18 protein-coding genes and 1 pseudogene are annotated in these 23,630 nt (G+C 41.7%); 3 read left to right on the forward strand and 16 right to left on the reverse strand.

Annotated features, from left to right (window positions below; all coding sequences use genetic code 11):
* Positions 1-679: 679 nt before the first annotated feature.
* From lysS to pth, 12 genes and pseudogenes are all read right to left on the reverse strand, one after another.
* Positions 680-2,173, reverse strand: coding sequence for a lysine--tRNA ligase (lysS, locus tag Q0A12_RS05665; RefSeq protein ID WP_291291688.1), 1,494 nt, complete (start codon positions 2,171-2,173; stop codon positions 680-682).
* Positions 2,174-2,268: 95 nt separating this feature from the next.
* Positions 2,269-3,279 carry a tRNA dihydrouridine synthase DusB gene (gene dusB, locus Q0A12_RS05670; RefSeq protein WP_291291689.1) on the reverse strand — a complete coding sequence of 337 codons (1,011 nt, stop codon included), beginning with the start codon at positions 3,277-3,279 and terminating at the stop codon, positions 2,269-2,271.
* A gap of 3 nt (positions 3,280-3,282) precedes the next feature.
* Positions 3,283-4,164 carry an Hsp33 family molecular chaperone HslO gene (gene hslO / locus Q0A12_RS05675; RefSeq protein ID WP_291291690.1) on the reverse strand — a complete coding sequence of 294 codons (882 nt, stop codon included), beginning with the start codon at positions 4,162-4,164 and terminating at the stop codon, positions 3,283-3,285.
* Positions 4,165-4,497: 333 nt separating this feature from the next.
* Positions 4,498-6,513, reverse strand: a pseudogene (gene ftsH / locus Q0A12_RS05680) (ATP-dependent zinc metalloprotease FtsH); the annotation flags it as partial.
* A gap of 73 nt (positions 6,514-6,586) precedes the next feature.
* Complete coding sequence (gene hpt, locus Q0A12_RS05685; protein ID WP_003129132.1) at positions 6,587-7,132, reverse strand: hypoxanthine phosphoribosyltransferase; 546 nt, start codon at positions 7,130-7,132, stop codon at positions 6,587-6,589.
* 18 nt (positions 7,133-7,150) lie between these two features.
* Entirely contained in the window at positions 7,151-8,539 is a 1,389-nt protein-coding gene (gene tilS / locus Q0A12_RS05690) for a tRNA lysidine(34) synthetase TilS (RefSeq protein WP_291291692.1), read from the reverse strand.
* 193 nt (positions 8,540-8,732) lie between these two features.
* A complete protein-coding gene (locus Q0A12_RS05695; RefSeq protein WP_291291693.1) occupies positions 8,733-9,176 on the reverse strand; it encodes a S1 domain-containing RNA-binding protein in 444 nt (147 codons plus the stop codon).
* 69 nt (positions 9,177-9,245) lie between these two features.
* Entirely contained in the window at positions 9,246-9,692 is a 447-nt protein-coding gene (locus Q0A12_RS05700) for a septum formation initiator family protein (protein ID WP_291291694.1), read from the reverse strand.
* A gap of 84 nt (positions 9,693-9,776) precedes the next feature.
* Complete coding sequence (locus Q0A12_RS05705) at positions 9,777-10,043, reverse strand: RNA-binding S4 domain-containing protein (protein WP_291291695.1); 267 nt, start codon at positions 10,041-10,043, stop codon at positions 9,777-9,779.
* Entirely contained in the window at positions 10,030-11,634 is a 1,605-nt protein-coding gene (locus tag Q0A12_RS05710; RefSeq protein ID WP_291291696.1) for a polysaccharide biosynthesis protein, read from the reverse strand. Before Q0A12_RS05710 ends, Q0A12_RS05705 begins: the two co-directional genes overlap by 14 nt.
* A gap of 20 nt (positions 11,635-11,654) precedes the next feature.
* Positions 11,655-15,176 carry a transcription-repair coupling factor gene (gene mfd / locus Q0A12_RS05715; RefSeq protein ID WP_291291697.1) on the reverse strand — a complete coding sequence of 1,174 codons (3,522 nt, stop codon included), beginning with the start codon at positions 15,174-15,176 and terminating at the stop codon, positions 11,655-11,657.
* 11 nt (positions 15,177-15,187) lie between these two features.
* The gene (pth, locus tag Q0A12_RS05720) at positions 15,188-15,748 is read right to left on the reverse strand and encodes an aminoacyl-tRNA hydrolase (protein ID WP_291291698.1); all 561 of its coding nucleotides are present in this window, start codon (positions 15,746-15,748) and stop codon (positions 15,188-15,190) included.
* Between the two features lie 321 nt (positions 15,749-16,069).
* Between pth and Q0A12_RS05725 the strand changes: the two genes are divergently transcribed.
* Together Q0A12_RS05725 and Q0A12_RS05730 are read left to right on the forward strand one after the other, a co-directional pair.
* Positions 16,070-17,053 (forward strand): L-lactate dehydrogenase, encoded by a 984-nt coding sequence (locus tag Q0A12_RS05725; RefSeq protein WP_291291699.1) that lies wholly within the window; start codon positions 16,070-16,072, stop codon positions 17,051-17,053.
* Positions 17,054-17,465: 412 nt separating this feature from the next.
* The gene (locus Q0A12_RS05730; RefSeq protein ID WP_291291700.1) at positions 17,466-18,863 is read left to right on the forward strand and encodes a L,D-transpeptidase family protein; all 1,398 of its coding nucleotides are present in this window, start codon (positions 17,466-17,468) and stop codon (positions 18,861-18,863) included.
* A 59-nt stretch (positions 18,864-18,922) separates the two neighbouring features.
* Here Q0A12_RS05730 and Q0A12_RS05735 read toward each other — a convergent pair whose 3' ends face one another.
* Positions 18,923-19,633: a YoaK family protein gene (locus tag Q0A12_RS05735; protein WP_291291701.1), complete on the reverse strand. Its 711-nt coding sequence runs from the start codon at positions 19,631-19,633 to the stop codon at positions 18,923-18,925.
* A 57-nt stretch (positions 19,634-19,690) separates the two neighbouring features.
* Complete coding sequence (locus Q0A12_RS05740; RefSeq protein WP_291291702.1) at positions 19,691-20,200, reverse strand: VanZ family protein; 510 nt, start codon at positions 20,198-20,200, stop codon at positions 19,691-19,693.
* A 112-nt stretch (positions 20,201-20,312) separates the two neighbouring features.
* On the opposite strand from Q0A12_RS05740, the gene Q0A12_RS05745 reads away from it, so the two are divergent.
* On the forward strand, positions 20,313-22,118 hold the full coding sequence (locus tag Q0A12_RS05745; RefSeq protein WP_291291703.1) for a M3 family oligoendopeptidase: 1,806 nt from the start codon (positions 20,313-20,315) through the stop codon (positions 22,116-22,118).
* 43 nt (positions 22,119-22,161) lie between these two features.
* On the opposite strand, the gene Q0A12_RS05750 is transcribed toward Q0A12_RS05745, so the two are convergent.
* Both Q0A12_RS05750 and Q0A12_RS05755 read right to left on the reverse strand, forming a co-directional pair.
* Complete coding sequence (locus Q0A12_RS05750; RefSeq protein WP_291291704.1) at positions 22,162-22,629, reverse strand: TspO/MBR family protein; 468 nt, start codon at positions 22,627-22,629, stop codon at positions 22,162-22,164.
* A 166-nt stretch (positions 22,630-22,795) separates the two neighbouring features.
* Positions 22,796-23,629, reverse strand: a complete 834-nt coding sequence (locus tag Q0A12_RS05755; RefSeq protein WP_291291705.1) for a glycosyltransferase family 8 protein — start codon at positions 23,627-23,629, stop codon at positions 22,796-22,798.
* Position 23,630 lies beyond the last annotated feature (1 nt).

The raw sequence follows: 23,630 nt of genomic DNA on the forward strand, positions 1-23,630 counted from the left end.
CTCATAATGATTTGTTTGAACGATCCATAGGATCGTTAAGCTCAACTAAAATTAACTTTGCTAGCTATTGCTTGCATGTATTTTGCTTCATAAATGAAGCGCCCTACACATTGGTTCGTTTGCTTGCTTTGTTCAGTTTTCAAAGGTCTACTTCGCTGCGTTAGCAACTTTTAAATCATATCAGACCGACAAGTGATTGTCAACTCTTTTTTAAAAGTTTTTTTCAGGAGAAGTTTTTCAACGACTTCTTTCGCTTGCTCAGCGACTTAATTAGAATAACAAATGATTTGTTATTTGTCAACAACTTTTTTAATCTTTTTTGTTGCTATATCAGCACCAAATTGATTTTTTATTTTTGCGACTTCGTTATAATATCATCTGTTGCTCTCGGCGTCAACAACTTTTTTTCATTTCTTTAAAAAATGATTTTAGTCATTTGGCACATGTAATAATATACCAACTAAATGCTGTCAGGTCAACAACTTTCTCTATTATTTTCGTATTTTCTAAAAGACGTTCGTTCCTACAACACAAGCATTTTATTGTTCGTTTCTAATTCGTTTTCTTCCTGTTTACCTTTACATTTTCCCTTGTTTTTTGTTAGTTGTCGTCGGGGCACACACCGGTTTTAAAAAAATAAAAAAATACACACAAGTAAATACTCGTGTGCATCTCGTGATTAACGCATTGTTGGGAATAACAGCACATCACGAATCGATTGCGCATCTGTCAGCAACATGACTAGACGATCGATTCCGATTCCTAAACCGCCGGTTGGTGGCATACCGTATTCTAATGCTTCCAAGAAGTCTTCATCGACTCCATGAGCTTCATCGTTTCCTTCTTGTCGTTCTTTTTCCTGTGCTTCAAATCGTTGTCTTTGATCAATTGGATCGTTCAATTCAGTAAAGGCGTTAGCAAACTCCCGACCAACGATAAACAACTCAAAACGATCTGTAAATCGAGGATCTTCTGGGTTTTTCTTTGCAAGAGGAGAAACTTCTACCGGATGACCGTAAACAAAGGTCGGTTGTTGGAGGGTTTCTTCAACAAAGGTTTCAAAGAACTCATTGATAATATGTCCAACTGTCATCGTTGGCGTGACTTCTACTTGGTGTTCTTTTGCCAAAGCCTGTGCTTCTTCTACAGTCATCTCTTTCCAAAAGTCGACACCGGTTTGTTGTTTGATAGCATCCACCATATGCACACGACCAAAGTCACTTGCCAAATCAACTTCTTGTCCGTCATAAGTAATTTCAGCAGAACCTAACACTTTCTCCGCCGCATTGCGAATGATACCTTCCGTTAAATCCATAACATCTTTGAAATCTGTGTAAGCTGTATAAGCTTCTAACATGGTGAATTCTGGATTATGGGTAGTATCAATTCCTTCATTCCGGAACACACGACCGATTTCGTAGACTTTCTCCATACCGCCTACAATTAATCGTTTCAAATGCAGTTCAAGTGCAATTCGTAAATAGAGATCGATATCTAAAGCATTGTGGTGTGTGATAAACGGGCGTGCTGCTGCTCCGCCGGCTTGATTGTGAAGTACAGGTGTTTCAACTTCAATATACCCGTGTCCATCCAAGTAGCGACGAATCTCACTAATGATCTGGCTGCGTTTCATGAATCGGTCAAAGCTATCTTTATTACTGATCAAATCTAGATAACGTTGACGATAACGTTGTTCAATGTTCGTCAACCCATGGTATTTATCTGGGAGCGGGCGTAACGCTTTAGACAAAATAACGATTTCTTTTGCTTTGATCGTTACTTCCCCCGTATCAGTTTTCATGATCTCTCCTGATACACCAAAAAAGTCGCCTAGGTCAGCATGCTTAAATCCTTCATACGGTTCGTCACCTACTTGATCTTTGCGGACATAAATTTGAATCTGACCATCACGATCTTGTAAATGTGCAAAGCCAGCTTTCCCTTTACCACGTTTCGTCACCATTCGTCCAGCAACACTTGCAGAAAGATTCATTTCTATTAACTCTTCTTTTGTTCGTTGATCAAATAACTCATGCAACTCGGCAGAATTATGCGTACGTTCAAAGCGCTTGCCAAAGGGATCAATGCCTTCTTCCCGTAATTTTTCCATCTTTTCACGGCGAACCAACATTTGATCATTTAATTCTTCTTGTTTTTGTCGTTCCTCTGTCACGAGTTTTCCTCCATTCTTAACTTGGGTTTCCTTCTTATAATGCCAATGATGCCACAAAAAATCAAGCCGAAGTTCAAGATCGACTTGATTTTACTTTACTCCAGTGTATTTCCGACAGGCTGCTTTTCTGTCTTTTCTACAAATGCATCCAACAGTTCAATAATCGTTTGCATATTCTCTGCTTGGTTGATTGCCGCTTTGACTTTCGCTGCTCGCGAGATTCCTTTTAAGTAGTAAGCGGCGTGCTGCCGAAATTCACGAGAAGCAACAAATTCTCCTTTTAAGTCAGCCAACCGAGCTAAATGAAGTTTGGCTGTGGTGATTTTTTCTCGTGGCGTAGGCTCGGCAATCAATTCTCCCGTTTCGAGATAATGTTTTGTACGATGGATCATCCAAGGATTTCCCAATGCTGCTCGCCCGATCATTACCGCATCGGCACCAACCTCTTCCAACATTCGTTTCGCGTCTTCTGGCGTCCGCACATCTCCATTTCCCATAAATGGAATCGAGATGGCTTGTTTCACATCTCTTAATACCGACCAATTGGCTTGTCCTTCATACATTTGGACTCGAGTTCGACCATGCATTCCAATCGCAGCTGCACCGGCTGCTTCAGCAGCTTGCGCATTTTGGACCGCGAAAATATGGTCCTCATCCCAACCGATCCGCATTTTGACTGTGACCGGTTTATCAATTGCCGTAGCGACCGCATGCACCATTTCATAGACTTTATCGGGATCCAATAGCCATTTTGCACCGGCTTCCGCTTTGATGATCTTATTCACCGGACACCCCATATTGATATCAATAATGTCTGCAGTCGTATTTTCTGAAACGAATTGCGCCGCTTCCACTAAGGACTCTTTATTCCCACCAAAAATCTGTAGGCTTAATGGATGCTCTGTTTCATCGATGTAAAGCATTTCTAGCGTTTTTTTGTTGCGCAATTGAATCCCTTTGTCACTGATCATTTCACAGACCACCAAGCCTGCACCAAATTCTTTGACCGTTACGCGAAACGCCGCATTGGTTATTCCGGCCATTGGTGCAACCACTACCCGATTAGGGATCTCAACATTCCCGATTTTCCAGCTGTGTGCTACCATTTCCTATGCCTCAGCTTCTTTCTTTAATCCAGCAAGTTCGTCTTCATCAAAATGGTATTTGTTGCCACAGAAGGAACAAACAGCTTCCGCGCCATGGTCTTCATCCATCATTTCTTGTATTTCAGCTGCTCCTAGTGTAATGATTGCTGTCGCAAATTTTTCTTTGCTACAGTCGCAGCGAAACTGAACAGGCATTTTTTCTAGCACTTCAACTTTGGTGTCATTCAACAATACCGTCAGAATTTCTTCAGGCGATTTCCCTTCATCCAGCAATGTAGACACTCGAGGCAATTCTTGCAGACGGTTTTCAATCGAATCAATAACCGTTTCATCGGCTCCCGGCATGATCTGCAGTAAGAAACCACCGGCGGTGCGGATCGAATCATCGGTATCAACTAACACACTCAACCCAACGGCAGAAGGAATCTGTTCGGAAACAGCTAGGTAATAGGTGAAGTCTTCTCCTAGTTCACCCGAAACGATCGGTGTTTGACCAGAAAATGGTTCTTTCAAACCTAAGTCTTTGATGACCGTAAAGATTCCTTGATCGCCAACTGCTCCCCGCACATCCAATTTCCCTTGTCCATTTAATGGCAAGCTGATATGAGGATTTTTTATGTACCCTTTGACGTCTCCACGACCATTGCTATCAATAATGATTGCTCCCGCAGGTCCGTTCCCTTGGATCTTGACCGTTAATTTGTCGTCGCCTTTTAATGTACTGCCCAAAAGTAGGCTTCCAACCATGGCGCGACCAAGTGCTGCTGATGCGGTATTCCAAGTATCATGGCGTTGCTGTGCTTCGCTGACTGTCTTGGTTGCAGACACTGCATAGGCACGAACGTAGCCATCATAGGCTAATGCTTTTACTAAGTAATCTTCCATCATTTATGCTCCTTTATTTTGTTCATTAGTGAATCATACTAGGAACTTGTTTTTTTTTCAACTGAATACCCATATTTTAGAGAAAAGACAACCTATCTTATCTTCAACTTTCTCCCTTTAGCTATAAAAAAGAACCGCGGCATAAGACCAAACAAGTAACTATCGAAGGAGATTCGAATCTGTTCTCTTGTTTTGACTTATGACACAGTTCCCTAAAAAATTACGATAGCCAATCACCTAATGACAATCAATAGACTACTCTTGGTTGTCCTCTGTCTTATCTTGAGATGATCCTTCGTCATTTTGATTGTTGTGGCGAAGTTCTTCCACTTGCTGATCAAAATCTTTTTTCTCTGTAGCTTGCTTTTCGGCATCCTTTTCTTCTAAAGCGCGTTTAGCTTCTTCAAAAGTTTGAGCTTTCTCACTTGGATATTCCGAATTTTCAGTTCCAGCAGGCATTTTGCCTTCTTCAAACAATGATTTGATCGCTTTCGCATCTAATGTTTCATACTCAAGCAGTTTTTCGGCAATCAATTTATGTTGTGCACGATGTTCTTCGATGATCTCGTGTGCTTTTTGATGAGCCTCCATCAAGATACGACGTACTTCTTGATCGATCTCGAAAGCAACTTGTTCTGAGTAAGCTTTCGTTTGACCATAATCACGACCAACAAAGACTTGATGATTGCCTTCATATTGAACGGGCCCTAACTTGTCACTCATCCCATACTCTGTGACCATACTTCTTGCCAAAGCTGTTGCTTGTTCAAAGTCATTGGATGCACCAGTTGATTGAACGCCGAAAATAATTTCTTCTGCTGTCCGTCCACCAAGTAATCCGACGATTTGTTCAAACATATCTTCTTTTGTCATCAAGAATTGATCCTCTTTAGGCAATGCGATCATGTAACCACCTGCACGCCCCCGAGGGATAATCGTTACTTTGTGTACCACACGAGCACGACTCAAGACCAAACCGACGATCGTATGTCCTGCTTCATGATAAGCAACCATTTCACGTTCTTTTTTATTGATGACGCGATCTTTCTTCGCAGGTCCTGCGATTACCCGATCTTCCGCTTCATCAATATCAGAAGCATCAATTTTCTTTTTGTTCCGACGGGCAGCGACCAGCGCAGCCTCGTTTAAGACATTCTCTAAATCAGCACCGGCAAAACCAGGTGTTTGTTGTGCCACCACTTTCAAATCCACATCATCCGATAATGGTTTGTTCCGAGCGTGAACTCGTAAAATAGCTTCACGGCCTTTAACATCCGGACGTCCAACAAGAATTTGACGGTCAAAACGACCTGGACGTAACAAGGCTGGGTCCAATACGTCTGAACGGTTGGTTGCTGCAATAACGATAACTCCTTCATTGCCATCAAATCCATCCATTTCAACTAATAACTGATTCAACGTTTGTTCACGTTCATCATGGCCACCACCCATACCGGCACCACGTTGGCGTCCAACCGCATCTATTTCATCGATAAAAATGATAGCCGGTGCGTTTTTCTTGGCTGTTTCAAATAGATCCCGGACACGGCTTGCTCCGACCCCGACAAACATTTCCACGAAGTCTGAACCTGAGATAGAATAAAACGGAACGCCAGCTTCTCCAGCAACCGCTTTTGCTAGCAATGTTTTACCTGTCCCTGGAGGGCCTTCTAATAGCACACCTGCTGGAATCCTTGCGCCTAATTCAACAAAGCGTCGTGGATCCTTTAAGAATTCAACAACTTCAACTAACTCTTGTTTTTCTTCTTCGGCACCCGCTACATCAGAGAAGCGAACTCGATTGGCTTTTTTGTCGGCCTCTTTCGCTTTGGATTTCCCAAAGTTCATGACACGGCCGCCACCGCCACCGCCGCCACCTTGCTGGCTCATCATCATATAGAAGAAGAAAATGATGATCACGATTGGCAAGAAACTAATCAGCAGCGATAACCATACACCACTGTTTGATTCTTCTTCGATCGTTGTTTTGACTCCTTGATCCTTCGCCAATGTCGTCACTTCGCTCAATGTCGAATCATTTGGCAAAATGATCGTTGTAAAACGTGTTGTACTTGATTGTGTACTTCCTAATACGGAAAGCCCGTTGTCATTGCTGACAGTTTGTTCGGCATTGTATTCACCGACGATTCGGTAAACGCCGTTAGCAGGCTGAACAGTAAACTGTTTGACCTTACCGTCCTTCAGCTGTTCCGTAAATGTTGAGTACTCGATTGTTGGTGTTTGCTGATTGCCATTTCCAAAAATGAAATAGACGACCATGACCATTGCCAACAAGACAAGTACATAATATAAGGTATTTTTGATCATACCGTTATTTTTCTTATTCATGCGTACCTCCTTGGCTATTTTGTTTTATCAATCCTGACCATTTAATTGTATCACAACTGATTTAGAACAGTCACTAATTTGATTGATAAACACTTGGTTTTAACACACCCACATAAGGGAGGTTACGGTATTGCTCCGCATAATCCAATCCATAGCCGACTACAAATTCATTTGGTACATCAAAGCCAATATAATCGGCATCTATTTTGACCACACGACCCTCTGGTTTATCCAGCAATGTCACGATTTTGACCGATTTCGCTTTGCGATATTTAAATAGGTCTACTAGATAGGCTAGTGTGCGACCGCTGTCAATAATATCTTCTACAATCAACATATCTCGGCCTTCGACATTTGTGTCCAAATCCTTCAAGATCTTCACTTCACCAGAAGAAATCGTTGCATTCCCATAACTAGATACATCCATAAAGTCTAGTTCTAAGTGACAATCCATTTCCCGGACGATATCTGCCATAAAAGGAACGGCTCCTTTTAGTACACCAACTACTAACGGATTTTTATCTTTGTAGATTTCCGTCAATTCTTTTCCTAGTTCAGAACAACGGTTTTGGATCTCTTCACGAGTAATCAAAATTTTCTCAATATCTTTGTCTAACATAAGCTCTCCTTCCAACTCTTACTCCCGATATTTATAAAGAAGTATGTAGTGTATTTTATCAGTTTCTTGCTCAATACTCAAATAGGAAAATAGATAAGGCAAAAGTGCCAACACTTTCTCTTGGACATCTGTCATGACCCAACTAGCCGCACGTTTTTCATTCGAAATCTTCTTGTCGATAAAGAAACGGCTGATTTTTTTTGTAAGACCTGGTTTCAGCTGTAACCGATCCCCGGGCTTGCGTTTCCGCAAAAAAACTGTCGCAGGATAGTGTACCGGCAAAATTTGTGAAATCTCTGACCAATTCATGACTTTTTCTGGAACTTTGGCATCCTTGGGAAGGTACCCGATCCACTCATGGTCCGACAAAAAGAGACTTTCCCCTTTTTTCAAAACAAATTGTTTTTCTTCCGATGCGGCACGAGAAGGAGTCCCATTATCCGAAGGAATGATTTTTAGCCGTTGATAGGTTCGGACAATCTGCCAGTTCTGATCCAGATCGATTCCCCACTGACTGGGATTATCTTCCAGCAGCGCCAGTAGTTGTTCTCGTTGCTTTGTGTTGTAGGAAAAGCCTTTTTCGTGAGAAATTTTTTGCAATAAACCTTCAAAAAAATAATAACGCTCTGCTGTGGTGAATGTCTGCAACTCATTGAGATCCAAACAATAGCCGTTGCCTTCCACATGTAAAAGTTTTGCGAACCAATCTTCTTGCTGCTTTTTGATCAATTGATCCGCATAAATCATCTCTTGAGAAAGTTGTTGAAAATGATCCAGCACTCTGGGGTTCTCTGCTTTCAGTAAAGGAACCACCTGATGACGCAGGCGATTTCGCTGAAACAGCGTCTGTTGATTGCTTTCGTCTTCAAAGTAGATGACACCATTCATCTGAGCATACTCCCGAATGTCGGCTTTAGGGATCGTTAATAACGGACGGATCAACTCTCCCCCTTCAAAAGATTGCTTGCGCTTGATTCCTGAAGCGTTTTGCAAGCGGCCTTCTCGGATCATTTTCATCAGCATGGTTTCCATCTGGTCATCTGCATGATGAGCGGTTAATAACCAATCATACCCCTGGAGAGTCATCGTTTCTGCAAAGAAACGATAGCGAAACTCTCTAGCAGCTGCTTCGATTCCGCTTTCGGGCGGGTTTTGCCACACTCGTTCATAGTATGGGATCCCACGCACTTGACAATACTCTCTTAGAAACATCGCTTCCTCGTTTGAAGCCTCCCGCAAACGATGATTGACATGAGCTACGCCAAATGATCCTTGGTTCTGGAACAACCTTTCAATCACATGAAGTAAAACCATTGAGTCCACACCTGTCGAAACAGCGAGCAAACAAGCTTTATTTTCTCCCCACCCTTCTGTCTTCATTGCTTGATAGACCTTTTGCTTTAGCATTCTATTCCTCCATGTCTGCTTGTATAGTCATCGTTAATTGCCGAAAAAGAGAAATATCCGAACTATGTCGATTTTTCTCAAGCGCCGTGCTTCACGACGAAAGCCTACTGCATAGTAGGAGTAATCGGATATAGTTCGGATATTTTTACTTATCGTTACGTCATAAATTTATTTGACAACTTGCTAATCACGTCTAGTTGCGTCGGCCGCCACGACCGCCGCGTTTACCTTCTGTATTACGTCGTAATGAAGATAAACGATCATCACTATCTTTTAGAAAAGAACTCATCAATGAATCGAAGTCTTGTTTATTTACATTCGACGGTTGATTGCGTGGAAAAGACTTTTTCGGACTTGTCCGATTAAATTCTTTTTTAGGAAATTCACGTTTTTCTTCCGGTTTTGCTTCTGCCTTACGGATTGACAATCCGATTTTTCCATCATTGCCGATTGCCGTAACAACAACAGTTACTTCATCGCCAACAGACAACACGTCATGAATGTCTTTCACAAACCCATTTGATACTTCGCTGATATGTACCAAACCAGTTTTCCCCTCACCAAGATCAATGAACGCACCAAAATTTGTAATACCAGACACTTTGCCCTTTAGTTTCGCTCCAACTTCGATTGACATATAAAAAATGTTCCTCCTAATTTTTACCCATTTAATCATTTCAACTACTACGTTGAGTAGGTATGACCTTTATTGTTTCGAATCACTTGTCTTTGTATCACTAGCATTTGCCTCATCGCCACTAGTTTCTGTTTTTGAATCAGAAGCATCTGGTAAGACAGGATAGATCTTCTCGTTTTCCTTTGAATAGAAGAATCTACTGCGGGCTAATTTTGCAACGTATTCGTCATCTTTTAACAATGCCACATCTCGTTGCAATTGTGCTACTTTTTTATTCGTTGCTTCTTGTTTTGCTACTGTTTCAGCTTTGTTCTCTTGTAATTTTTGCAGGCGCATCTGATCATTAAACATTTGGACACCTACGATGGCAAAAATCACTAACGCTGCAACAAAGACAGCTACCAGTCGACGGCGGCGAAAGACCACTTGCCGTCGCTCTTTTTCGAACTTAGCAAATTGTTCTTTTGCATACTCGGTCTGCAATAGTTCTATTTGTTTGTTTGGTTCTTTCTCCATGCTGACCTCGCTCCTGTCACTGTGATTGTTTTTTCCATTATACCAACATCCGTAAAAGTTGTCTAACTGAAAATGGGACAAAAATCAAGCATTTTCCGAGATACGTTCTTCTTTGAGGATCTCGTACATTTTCGCTGCATCTTCTTTTTTAGTTGATTCATGCAGCTCTTGCACTTTTATTTCTAAAATTTTATTTCCAAATTGAATTCGTACCGTATCGCCGACTTTAACATCACTGCTGGATTTCGCCAGTTTGCCATTGATTTGAATACGCCCTTTGTCTGCTACTTCTTTGGCAACAGATCGACGTTTGATGATACGAGATATTTTCAAAAATTTATCTAATCTCATTTTTTCCACCTCTTACTTTCAACAATTTTTTTCCAAAAGGAACCAGTAGCCATTCTCGGATCGTCAACAATTTCACTTTGAGCGCTGTTGTGATGAAGACTGCCCCACCAAATAAGACTCCTCCAAGACAAAAAACAAGCGCTTCTAGTCTTTTCTCTACCGGTCCTCCACTTACCACAGTGACCACACCATAGTATAAAAACAATGCACACGCCATGATTCCCAAACAAAACAGGAGTTTCTTCCCGTAATTTCCCTCTGTCCAAAAATGATTCAATGCTTTTTTCTCAGAGAATACAAAATAAACCAATGTACCAATCAACCCTAAAAGCGTACTCATACTCGCGCCGGTGGTTCCTAAAAGATAGGTTAGCGGCCATGTCAACAGCACTTTCAATAAAAGACCGCAGCCTGCCGCATGAATCCCTACGCGGAATTGATTTCTACTTTGTTGAATACTTTGGTACGCTTGGATTGCCGCCATCAGAGCGACGGCAAAAACAAATAAGACCAACGCACTATTACCAGCGCCATCTTTAAACAGCGCAAAGTTGATATATGGAAGCAAGATAGCCAATCCAACCGCAGAAGCACTGGCAATTCCTACCGTCAACCGTAGATACATCTTTGCTGATTTTTCAAACAACTGCTGATTTTTGACCGTCAAATACTTCGTCAATGTTGGCAGAAAAGTTGAACTTAGTGCCATCGCTACCACAAGACCCAACTGAACCAAAGGCTGCCCTCGATCATAGATCCCTTTTGCGATGCGGGCGCTTTGTTCTGTTAGACCACTCGCTTCAAGCGAGTTTGTCATCAGAAAAGAATCTGCCAATTGAAAAAGAATCAGAAAACCGCTGTAGATCGTTAATAGTCCGCCTTCAATCAGAAACCGTCGTCGCAGGGAAGGATCCCGGTTAGCAGGTGTCGCTTTGGCTGGAACCGCTAATCCTCGACCGGTGATTTTCCGACTATAATAGCTTAAAATCCCCCATGCTGCAAGTCCACCCACTAATGCGCCGGACATTGCTAATGTTCCGGTCTGATAAACATTCCACGAGAAAAGCTGGAAACAGCTGGCGGCTATCAGAATCACCCCAACACGAAGCAGTTGCTCTACTACTTGAGAAACGGCCGTCGGCACCATCTGTAAATTCCCTTGGAAACTGCCGCGATAAAAAGTCAAAGGTGGGACAAATAAGAAGGTGAAGGACACCACGCGAATCAAAGATGCCAATCCTGCATCTCCCATGATCCAAGCAATCATATCTGCTAAGAAAAACGTCGTCCCCCATAACCCAATCGCAGTCCAAAAAACATACGGATAGATGACTTGAATCCGAGCGCGCTGTTTCTGAGGATCCGGTTGTTCAGCAATCACTCGTGAGATAAATTGCGGCAAGCCAGATAGTGCCAGCGTCATAGCTAGTCCGTAGATTGGATAGACCTGCTGGTATACGTAGAACCCTTCATCTCCAACTAAATTTTGAAAAGGAACACGGTAGATAGCACTTAACACTTTGGCAATGAATGAAGCAATCGTTAGGATAAATGCGCCTTCCATCGTCCGTTTTAATTGTGACTTCGCCATCTTTTCCGCCCCCTTTACAGCTAATTTTCTTGTAACACGTATTTTTGTTCTCGTAGCGCTTTGACAAAATCTTGAATCTCTAACAGCCACGTACTTTCTTTCATCACAGAAGGGATCTGCAGCTTGATCGTCATCTGCTCGTGATCGACACCCATCGTCGCTTTAAGCTTGGTCGCTTTCAGTGCTTCAAACAACTGCTCAACGGAATAATTTTTCGTGCCAACTTTGCTTAGAGTGATGATCACTGTTTGCTGCTGTTTGCGGATCGTATCCAGCAACGCGCGGTCCCCATTCATTTTGATCTCGCCAACAGTTAGTAAATGAGCGACTTCCTTTGGATATTCTCCGAAACGATCCAACAGATCATCTTGTAATTCATCGACTGCTTCTTGAGAATCCAGTTCACGGATCCGTTTGTAAATTTCGATTTTTTGTCGTTCATCTTCTATATACGATGTTGGAAGGTACGCATCAATACCAAGGTCAATCTCAACGGTTGTTTTCTCGACCTGCGTATTTTTCCCTTGCTTACGTGCCACTGATTCTGAAAGCATTTGTGAATACATATCAAACCCGACAGCATCAATAAACCCGTGCTGTTGGGCGCCCAATAAATTCCCAGCGCCTCGAATCGAAAGATCTCGCATCGCAATTTTGAATCCAGAACCCAATTCTGTAAAATCTTTGATTGCTTGCAGCCGCTTTTCACTGACTTCATTCAATATTTTTTGTTGTTCATACATAAAGTAGGCATAAGCCACGCGATTGCTTCGACCCACACGGCCACGTAACTGATAAAGTGTAGACAAGCCCATGTAGTCGGCATTTTCCACAAATAATGTATTGGCATTGGGAATGTCGACCCCAGTTTCGATGATCGTCGTCGTGACCAATACATCGTACTGACCTTCGATAAAATCAAACAATGTATTTTCTAATTGGATTTCTGTCATCTGTCCATGCGCATAACCGATACGCGCATCTGGTACTAATGCTTGCAGTTCTTCCACTTTTCGTTCAATCGTATCAACCCGATTATACAGATAAAAGACTTGTCCGTCTCGCGCCATTTCTCGTAAAATAGCTTCTCGAACTGCTCCAGGATTCATCTCCATCACATACGTCTGGATCGGATAACGATTTTCCGGTGGCGTTTCGATAACAGAAAGATCCCTCACACCTAGCATAGACATATGCAATGTCCGGGGAATTGGGGTAGCTGTCAAGGTTAGCACATCCACTTGAGAACGCAGCTGTTTCAACCGTTCTTTGTGCTTCACGCCAAAACGCTGTTCTTCATCGATCACCAGTAATCCCAGATCTGCAAATTCCACATCTTTTGACAACAGACGATGGGTCCCAACTAAGATGTCGATTTGTCCCTTCTTCACTTGTTCGATCGTTTCTGTTTGCTGTTTTTTCGTGCGGAAGCGACTGAGCAGCCCAACATTGACTGGAAATCCTTCAAAGCGATCAATCATCGTTTCATAGTGCTGTTGTGCCAAAATCGTGGTGGGGACTAAAAATGCGACTTGCTTACTCTCTTTGATAGCCTTGAAAGCTGCCCGCAATGCCACTTCAGTTTTTCCAAAACCAACATCCCCGACTAATAAGCGGTCCATTGGTTTGTCTTTTTCCATATCCCGTTTGATCTCCGCTGTACTGCGTAATTGATCATCGGTTTCAGAATAAGGAAAGGCATCTTCAAATTCTTTTTGATAGCCATCATCCGGTTGAAAGGCGTAGCCTTTTTCCGATTCGCGTTTTGCATACAACAGGATAAGATCATCGGCGATGTCTTCGATTTTAGCTGAAACTTTTCGTTTCGTTTTCGCCCATTCGCTGCCGCCTAGCTTATTGATCTTTGGTGTTTTAGATTCGGAGGCAACATATTTTTGAATCAAATTCAATTGGGTAACAGGAATAAATAACTTGTCGTCATTTTGATAGAGAATCGTCATGTAGTCTTGGTGTACACCATCTACTTTCAGGGTCTCCATACCAATGTATTTACCGATCCCGTGATTCGCATGAACGACGTAATCACCGGCTTTTAATTCATTGTAGCTCTTCAACCGCTCAGCATTGGTCACATTTTGACGCCGCGTACGTTTCTTCTTGATTTTCTGGAAAATTTCTTTTTCCGTGACAATAACGAGCTTGTCTTGGGGCATTTCAAACCCACTTTGCAGTGTTTCCACAACGATTTGCGTACGACCAGTAAAGAGCCGGTCTGCCGTTGTTTGAACCGCATAGATCTCATGATCACGAAAATCCTGTTCCAATTTTTTTGCCCGTTCCGTATCACTTACTAGAAAAACAACCGTTTGCTGCTGTTTCTCCCAGCGGTCTACTTCAACTTTCAGCAAGCCCATTTGACTGAAAAATTGCTGCATCGGACGATATTGAAAGTTGTGGATTGCTTGAAAGCGGAGATTCCCCATTCCCTTTTGAAAAAGGGAGAAGAAACTGGTAGAAAATTGTTCTTTTTGAAGCAATTGTTGCACATCTTGCCCAAAAGACTGCTCTGAAAAAACACGAAGCTCGGCAATTTTTTGCGTATGCCATTCCGCTTCTTCTCGCTCAATCTCACGATTCGTTTCCATAATACGGGCATAGTCATCGATCAAAAGCAATGCATCTTTTGAAAAATAATCCAAAATACTGGTGGGTTGCGAGTATAAAAGATCCGCATAATAACGAGCATTCTCATCAGGAATACCACTTTGCCAAGCAGATACTAATTGACCGAAATAATCTTCCAAAAAGTTTTTATCTGTGGTCTCTTTCACTACTGCTAATCGTTTCGTCAATAATTCTTGCAAGACTTTTTGACCATGGGCTAAATCAGCCGGAGAAAATACCAGTTCCGTAGTAGGAAGAACGGTTACTTCCGATAATGTCTCTACGGAGCGCTGCGTTTCCACGTCAAAAGAGCGCATCGAGTCGATCTCCACATCGAAAAGCTCGATCCGCACAGGATATTCAGCTTTCAAAGGATAGATGTCTAGAATGCTTCCGCGAATGCTAAATTCCCCCGGTTTACCAATCATCGATTGCCGTTCATAGCCCATCGATACCAATTGCTGCGGTAACTGCTCTAAATCGATCTCAGCCCCCACCTGCCAAGAAAACTGATAGTTCAACCACGTATCTTTAGCAGGCAGGTATTTTCGTAAAGCAGCAACCGGCATGACATAGATTCCTTTTTTCCCATGAGCAACTGCATTCATTGCTGTCACTCGCTCAGATCGGGCTTCTGGTGAAGCAAATGCCATTTCAGCAGATAAGACTTCATCCACAGGGAAAACATAGACATCCTCTACGATATTTCGTAAATCTTCGGCAACTTGATTGGTATAATAAAGATTTGGCGTAATGACAATGACTTGTCGATCGAATTTTTGGTAAGCGCCGGCAAAAGCTAACGTTTTCGCGGAACCGGCCAAGCCGGTCAATAATTGCCGGGATGCGTGATCCGTTAATTGCTGATGCCACGCAGCAATTTGCGGCACCTTATTTATTAGTTCAATCAGATCCATACAGGGCCTCCTTAGTTAAATCGATTCATTGTGGCAAGAAAATCACCGGTGGTCAAGTAATCGACACTTGCCGCAACAGCTTTATCCAAGCTTTGCAAAATAATCGGCTGATCTTCTTTCGCAAAGGGACTTAAAACGTGATCGACAACTGTCCGTCCCACTTGCGGCCGATCGATCCCTATTTTGATACGATTAAATACAGACGTACCAAGATGGGAAATCAGGCTCTTCATGCCATTGTGTCCCCCGGCACTGCCTTTTTGACGCAAACGAATTTTACCCAGTGCTAAATCAAGATCATCATAGACCACCACGATTTCTTCAGGATAAACCCCATAATAGGTCATCAACGGGCCTACTGCCCGGCCAGATTCATTCATGAATGTTTGCGGTTTGACTAGCATGATTTTTTCACCATCAATAAAGAATTCAGCGACTTCCGCTTCGAAGGCTGACGATTTAAACGTTGCTTGGTACTTTTCTGCTAACGAATCGACTACCATAAAGCCAACGTTGTGTTTTGTTTTTTCGTATTTTCTACCTGGATTTCCCAGACCTATAATCATTTTCATTTTTTGATCCGCTCCATTTTTTCAAAAAATTACCATCACAAAATACTGGGCACGATAGTTCTGCCCAGTAAAATCATTCACTACGATTATAACACATAACGGACTGTTGCTGTGTCTTTCCTTTGCTCAGAATTTCTCTTTCTTAAAAAATTCATTAGAAACCTTGATTTGTCATGCTTCCTACGGGACAACTAAGAAAGCATTTACAAGTAAAACAGCAAAAATTTCTGTATCATTGTTGAGCGAATCACATGACAAAATCACTTGAAAGTGTTAGGATACTACCTAGTAAAACAAATATGCGGAAGGAATGATACACAGATGACTGCTAAGACAAATAAAAAAGATCACCAAAAGATTATCCTTGTTGGAGACGGTGCGGTTGGTTCCAGTTATGCATTTGCGTTAGTCACTCAAAATATTGCTCAAGAAATAGGGATTATTGATATAAATACAGCTAAAACTGAAGGAGATGCTATTGATTTATCTCATGCATTAGCCTTTACCTCTCCGAAAAAAATCTATGCTGCTACTTATGCCGATGCCCACGATGCCGATTTAGTAGTGATCACAGCTGGTGCCCCACAAAAGCCCGGTGAAACTCGCCTAGATTTAGTTCACAAAAACTTGAAAATCAATCGCGAAGTAGTAACACAAATCGTAGATTCAGGATTTAACGGTATCTTCCTTGTCGCTGCCAACCCAGTAGATATCCTTACCTACTCCACATGGAAGTTTTCTGGTTTTCCAAAAGAGCGGGTAATCGGTTCAGGAACCTCATTAGACTCTGCACGTTTCCGTCAAGCATTGGCAGAATTGATCGATGTGGATGCACGGAATGTCCATGCCTACATTTTAGGAGAACATGGGGATTCAGAATTCCCTGTTTGGTCTCATGCTAACGTGGCGGGATTACAGATTTATGAATGGGTCAAAAACAACCCAGACATTGATGAAGAAGCCATGGTCAACTTGTTCTTCAGCGTTCGTGATGCTGCCTACTCTATCATTGAGAAAAAAGGCGCTACTTTCTATGGAATCGCTGTAGCATTAGCCCGGATCACTCGTGCCATTTTAGATGATGAAAATGCTGTATTACCGCTATCTGTCTTTATGAATGGCGAATATGGCTTAAAAGATATTTATATTGGTGCCCCTGCTATCATCAATGCTCAAGGAATCCAAAAAGTCATCGAAATCCCATTGACGGATGGAGAGCAAGACCGGATGACCGCTTCTGCAAAACAATTGAAAGACATTCTAAATGAAGCCTTTGCGAAACTAGATGCTGAAGACAATCAATAAAGCATTGCTCTTGCCCCTTTCTTGACTACTTAAGGTGTAAGATAGGGCAAAATCTGTTGTAGCAATCTGCTGCGACCAATATGATGAAAAAGGACTGTGCCATAAGTCATCATCCAACAAGTTAAACCGAATTATAGTCTATTGCGATAGATTCCTCTGACTTTTGCGACGAGGAATCCCTGCACCGCAGGAGCAATAAGATATATTGTTCGGATAGTGTTACTTGTAGGAGACTTATGGCGCAGTCCTTTTCTGATGTTTGTATTACGGTCAGAGAACATAACCTGCTTTACAATTTAAGAATTTTCTATTTTTCCATGGAACTTTCACTGAATCAATTCGCTTTTTCACCATAGTATGGTATGATTTAGCCGATCTCTCATTTTTAAATCATCATAAAAGGAGCCTTTAAATGACACGATCCAACAAACACACACATAATCAGGCTAAAACAAAAAAGATTGTACTGATTGCTATCGCTGCTATTCTCGTGGTGATTGCGGGCGGCTACACTTATCGGAGTACATATTATCAGGACCGGTTCTTACCCAATACTACAATCGACAATCTAGATATTAGTAATAAAACCGTTTCTGAAGCCAATGACCTGTTGCATGACCGTTACAGCAAACAGTCTTTTACCATTAAAGAAGGCGCTACAGAGTGGAAATCCATTAATTTGGCTCAATTTGGTTTGCAGACGGACTTCACAAAAGAATTGAAAGCTTTGAAAGACGAACAAAATCAGTGGACATGGGGAATGGCTTATGTTTCTGCTGCAGAAGATAAAAAACTAGGCACCGTTTCTGTGGATCAACAAAAATTGACCAGTGAAACAGCCACGATTAAAGAGGCTTTGGAAAGTCTGAATGAAGGACGAACCGTTTCAAAAGATGCTACCTTAAAAAAAGGGGACGATGGCTTTTCAATTGAACCGGAAGTTGTTGGTGATGCTATTGATGTGGATCAAACCATCACAGATTTGCAAAAAGCGATTACCAGTGGAAAAAGTGAATTGGATTTGACTGCATATCAAAAGAAACCTAGCGTTACTTCTGATGATAAAGAGTTGGCAAAGGAAATGGATTCCTTGAATAAAATTGCTCAAGTGAATGCCAATTATTCCATCAATGGTTCCACTTTCCAGATTCCAAGGACTACAATCATGGATTGGCTTTCCTATAAAGATGGGAAAACCACGATCGACGAAGAAAAAGTAAGAAATTATGTAACAGAATTAGGAAACCAATACAATACAAGTACGAACCCTTCTACTTTCAACAGTACAAAACAAGGGGAAGTTTCAGTACCCGCTGGAACACTAAGCTGGACCATCCAAACCGACTCAGAAACAAGCGCATTGATCGATGCCCTAAAGAAAGGGGAAGACTTTACTCGTTCACCAGTGGTTTTAGGTAGCGCAGATCCAAGTGGCCCACTCTTTGGAAATACGTATATCGAAGTCGATTTAAAAAACCAGCATATGTGGTATTACAAAGACGGTGCCGTCGCACTTGAAACAGATATCATCTCTGGAAAACCGAAATCCCCTACTCCTACAGGGGTATTCTACGTTTGGAACAAAGAACGCAATGCTACATTGACCGGCGAAGACTATTCTTCTCCTGTTGACTACTGGATGCCTATTGATTGGACCGGGGTTGGGATTCATGATTCTGATTGGCAGACAGCCTATGGTGGCGATCTATGGAAGACCCGCGGTTCTCATGGATGTGTCAACACTCCTCCTGGCGTGATGAAAGAACTATATGGCATGGTGGAAGTAGGCACACCTGTTATCGTCATTTAACTACGATTAATAATAAGACTAAAAAAGGACAGAGAAGCCATGGCATCTCTGTCCTTTTCTTATAAACGATTCTGATTTTTGATGGTTATCGTCAGAACAAACAGCAAGATTCCAGAAACGACCCAAATCGTTCGGTGAAAAAGAAACATTCCTAACAGACTGCTACTCACTGCCCCAAAGAAAAAGCCGCCGATAATCATTGCAATGTATTTGATCTTATAATCTACCGTTGTATCTTTTTTGAAGAATCGTTGGTATAGATAATCCGCCATTGAACGCAAATTACCCGTGGTCATTGTTGTTGCATAAGGCATACCTGCTAGCCTGCGATAAGACGCATACTGGATCGCTGCGAAAAAAGAAAGACCAGAATCCACAAAAACATTAGGCAATGTCTGAGCAAAAATTCCTAACAGAAAAATCCCGACCGCTTCAAAGAATAGTGCGACATTTTGCCAAACGATTCTCCCTCCTGTTGGAAAATGATGCTGCAAACCATTGGTCACTATGATTCCTATCAAAAACAGCAAGATAGGTGGCAAATATCGAGCCGCCTGCAGAAACTCTCCGGAAGCGAGATTGATTCCAAGCAAGATGACATTCCCTGACTGCATACTAGCAAACACTTCGCCATGAAAGAGATAGGTATATGCATCTAAAAAACCACCGGCCATCGCTAAAGCAACCCCAACGGGTAGGCTTTCATGTACCACAATATCTGATTGTTGTCTCTTTTGATCCTTGTTTTTTTCCCTATGATCTGCTTGCATCTTTTTCGCCTCTATCTATTTGATGACTGTCCATTGTTCTTTTCCTAAAATCTATACTTATTTTCTTTTCTTACCTCTTTTTTTCCAACTAAGAATCCCCCAACTAAGTAAAACTGCTGTCAATGCCCCTGCTGAGTCAAGCATGACATCTTGGAACAACGGTGTCCGGCCACCAGTCAACATTTGATGGTACTCATCCATTCCAGCATAACCCGTTGCGGCTAACCAGCCAAAGAAAGCTGCCAGCCAATAGGGAATCTTGCGATAACCCAAAGTGAGAAACAAGCTGCCGCCTAATACAAAATAAGTAAAGAAGTGCGCTCCTTTACGGATAAAAAACTCCACAAAAGAAAAATAACCTTTTTCGGCAATACTGACTTCGGAGCCTGCATAAGAAAAAGCAAACTTGCTTAACCATTCTTTTAACGGCTCTTCTTTTAACAAGCGAGAAAGCAATCCGACTTGAGATTGTTGTTCGTAGGTTTGTGACGAACTAATAAACAAAACCACCATCACAGCTACCGCAATCGTGAAATAAAAATTTGGTTCTTTCCACATTTTTTTCATTATCTCAACTCCTCATTTTCTAATCTTACCATTTTCAGTATTCTCTGCAACTACTTTTCGAAGGGTGTGCTATACTTATTACCATCTGATAAATGAAAGGAGCAACACCTAAATGACTTATTCTCTTAACTGGGATCTTGATTCAATTTTTTCTGGCGGTAGTACATCTGTCCAGTTGCAAGAACGAATGGCCCAACTAGATACACAAATCAAAACTTATCGTACAAAAGTCGATGCATGGCAACCCGACAATGCCTCTCAAACAGAGGAATTAGCTGAATTATTGTCATTGTCCGAAACGATCAGCAATGGATTTTCTCAGTGCAGCAGCTTTATCAACGCATTATTGTCTGCCAACGTCAATGACAATCAGGCTAAATTGCTTTCTGGCGATCTTTATGCTAAATTACCTACTCTACAAGCTGCCGAAACGGTTTTTTCAAAAAAATTGACAGAAATTTCTGATGATGCTTGGGAAACACTATTGCAAAAAGAGCCTTTCGCTGCTATTGCCTTTCGTTTGAAGGAAATTCGCCGCGATGGGAAAGAACTTTTGTCAGAAGCAGAAGAAACGATTATTAACACACTTTCTTTAGACGGGTTAAATGCATGGAGCCAACATTATGATACGATCGTGGCTTCAATTGCGATTCCTTTTACCCAGTCGGATGGAACAAAAATCACTCTTTCTGCTGGTCAAGCCTTCAACAAAATGATGGGTGACCCAGATCCTGAAGTTCGTGCTCAACTATTTGCGGAGTGGGAAAAAGCTTGGGGAGAAAAAGAAGATTTATTTGCCGATACATTGAATCACCTGGATGGATTCCGTCTCTCCAATTACAAATTGCACGGTGTAGATGACTATCTGAAGGAACCTCTAGAGTATAATCGCCTACAAAAAGCGACATTGGATGCAATGTGGGGAACGATCCAGAAGAACAAACAACCAATCGTGGACTTTTTGACACGAAAAGCCCAATTATTCGGAAAAGAAAAAATGGAGTGGCAAGATCAAGACGCTCCGATCATTTTAGGTGACATGAAGGAACGTACCTATACCTTCGATGAAGCAGCTGCTTTCATTTTGGAAAACTTTAGAAAATTCAGTCCCAAAATGGCTGATTTTGCTCAAGAAGCCTTTGAAAAAAGTTGGATCGAAGCAGAAGATCGTCCTGGCAAACGTCCTGGTGGTTACTGTACCAGTTTACCTGAAACAAGAGAATCACGTATTTTCATGACTTACAGTAATTCCGTCAATGAGGTAGCCACTTTGGCGCATGAATTAGGCCATGCTTTCCATAGTAGTGTTCTGTGGGACTTGCCGCAGCTTAACCAGGATTATGCGATGAATGTGGCTGAAACTGCAAGTACCTTTGCCGAACTAATCGTTGCTGATGCAACATTGAAAGAAGCAAAAACAAAAGAAGAAAAAATCAACTTGTTAGATGCCAAAATGCAAAATGCCATTGCCATGTTCATGAATATCCATGCACGCTTTATTTTTGAAAACAGTTTTTATCAAGCACGCCAAAAAGGACTGGTTTCTGCAGAACAAATCACAGAAATGATGGTGGCTGCCCAAAAAGAAAGTTACGCCGATGGATTAGCTAGCTATCACCCACATTTCTGGGCGGCAAAACTGCATTTCTTTATTGATGATGTTCCTTTCTATAACTTTCCTTACACATTTGGCTATCTTTTCAGCATGGGGATCTATGCTTATGCCAACCAGAAAGGGACGAGTTTTGAAGAAGAATATATTGCTTTATTACAAGACACAGCTTCTATGCCAACAGAAGAATTGGCCCAAAAACATTTAGGCGTTGATCTGACAAAACCTGATTTCTGGCAAGCCGGAATCGATCGGGTCTTGCAAGATATCGATACCTTTATGGAGTTGACAGAAGAGTATATATAAAAAAACAAGCGCAGATTTCTGCGCTTGCTTTTTTTTGTTGCTATCAGCTATTTAGCAATGTTAATCCGATAGTTAAATACCCTGCATAGAGACACCAAATCAGATAGGGTATAAAAAGATAGGTGGCTCTTTTGTCGATTCGGGCAAATAAAAACAGACAGACGATGACTGCTAATACCAATAAGACAATAACCACTGTTCCTGCCCAATAAAGATTCCAACCAAAAAAGACGATACTCCACAAAAAATTCAACACTTGTTGGATACCAAAGAAGATATAGGCTTGTTTCTTAAATGCTGGATTTACTTTCGCAATGATGAGTAAAAATAAAGCTGTTCCCATAAAGGCATAGAGGATCGTCCAAACGATACCAATGATTCCTCCTGGTGGTGCTAAAAACGGTTTGTCCAGTTGCGCATACGTCGCAGCAATATCCCCCGCGAACAAACTGGAAATGATTCCAGTAATCTCGATACCTACCACACAACCTAGCCAAAGCAAAAATTTCATTTCTATCGCTCCCTTTCGTTCCCCACATTTCTGCCGCTACTTGGTTCAATGAATCAAGCAACCGGTCGCTGCTTGCTCTAGCAGCTTCTACTAATATGGTATCATTCCTATCAGCATTTCAAAAAAGTAATGCTCGACAAGAAGAGAGCGCTAAGCAATTTTAGCATTAGTTGTTTAACGATCTGCTAAAGTTGCCTTGCTGTTGAGCGATATATTTATAAAGTGAGCCGTAACGACTTTTGTAGCCTTTCTTCCAAGGCTTGTCTTTGCCGCAAAAATGCAGCAACACTGTGTAGTTGATGACCCAGTCCAGATCCCATTGTCCCAGACTGATCGTCTCATAGGTACGGTTTTTTCTGACATCATAATTATACAATTGATCGGGAATAGCCAAAATCCGGTCTCCATACAACCCATTAAGAATGTCTTGGTCTGGTAAAAATAAATTCAACTGATTTTTTTGAATAAATGCTGCGATTTCCTTTTCTTTTACTTCTTGCCGCAACTGCGCCAAATTCATCAGGAGAACCCCAGAATTGAAATAACCTTCTGATTCATAATTTTTGAGACGGACTTTATTGATGACCGTCGTGACTTCTGTTAATTTTGAATGGCTCGCTGCTGCATAAAGATAATCTTCCAGCATTAAGTCATATAATGGCTGTAAATCGTTGATGCACAAAATATCAGCATCCAAATATAAAACTTTATCGAGATCCTTCGGTAAATAATTTTGAGCCAATAATCGATAATAGATTGACTCTGGGTAACGATCACTGACTGGGGCTTGTTTAAAAATCGATCCGGTACCAATAATCACTGGGTGATAGTCCATCTCTAGCCCTTGGCAAAATTGTCTCAGCTCAGCTGTCTGAATAAGTTCTTCCTCTTGCAAAACAAATACATCGAACCGCTTGGCCGATGAATGTAGCCAGATTGAATAGAGGGTGGTTTTTAATTGTTCCACAAATGTATCGTCAATCGCAAAAAGCAGATTCATA

It is taken from the genome of Enterococcus sp. (assembly GCF_022711995.1).
Taxonomy (GTDB): domain Bacteria; phylum Bacillota; class Bacilli; order Lactobacillales; family Enterococcaceae; genus Enterococcus_D.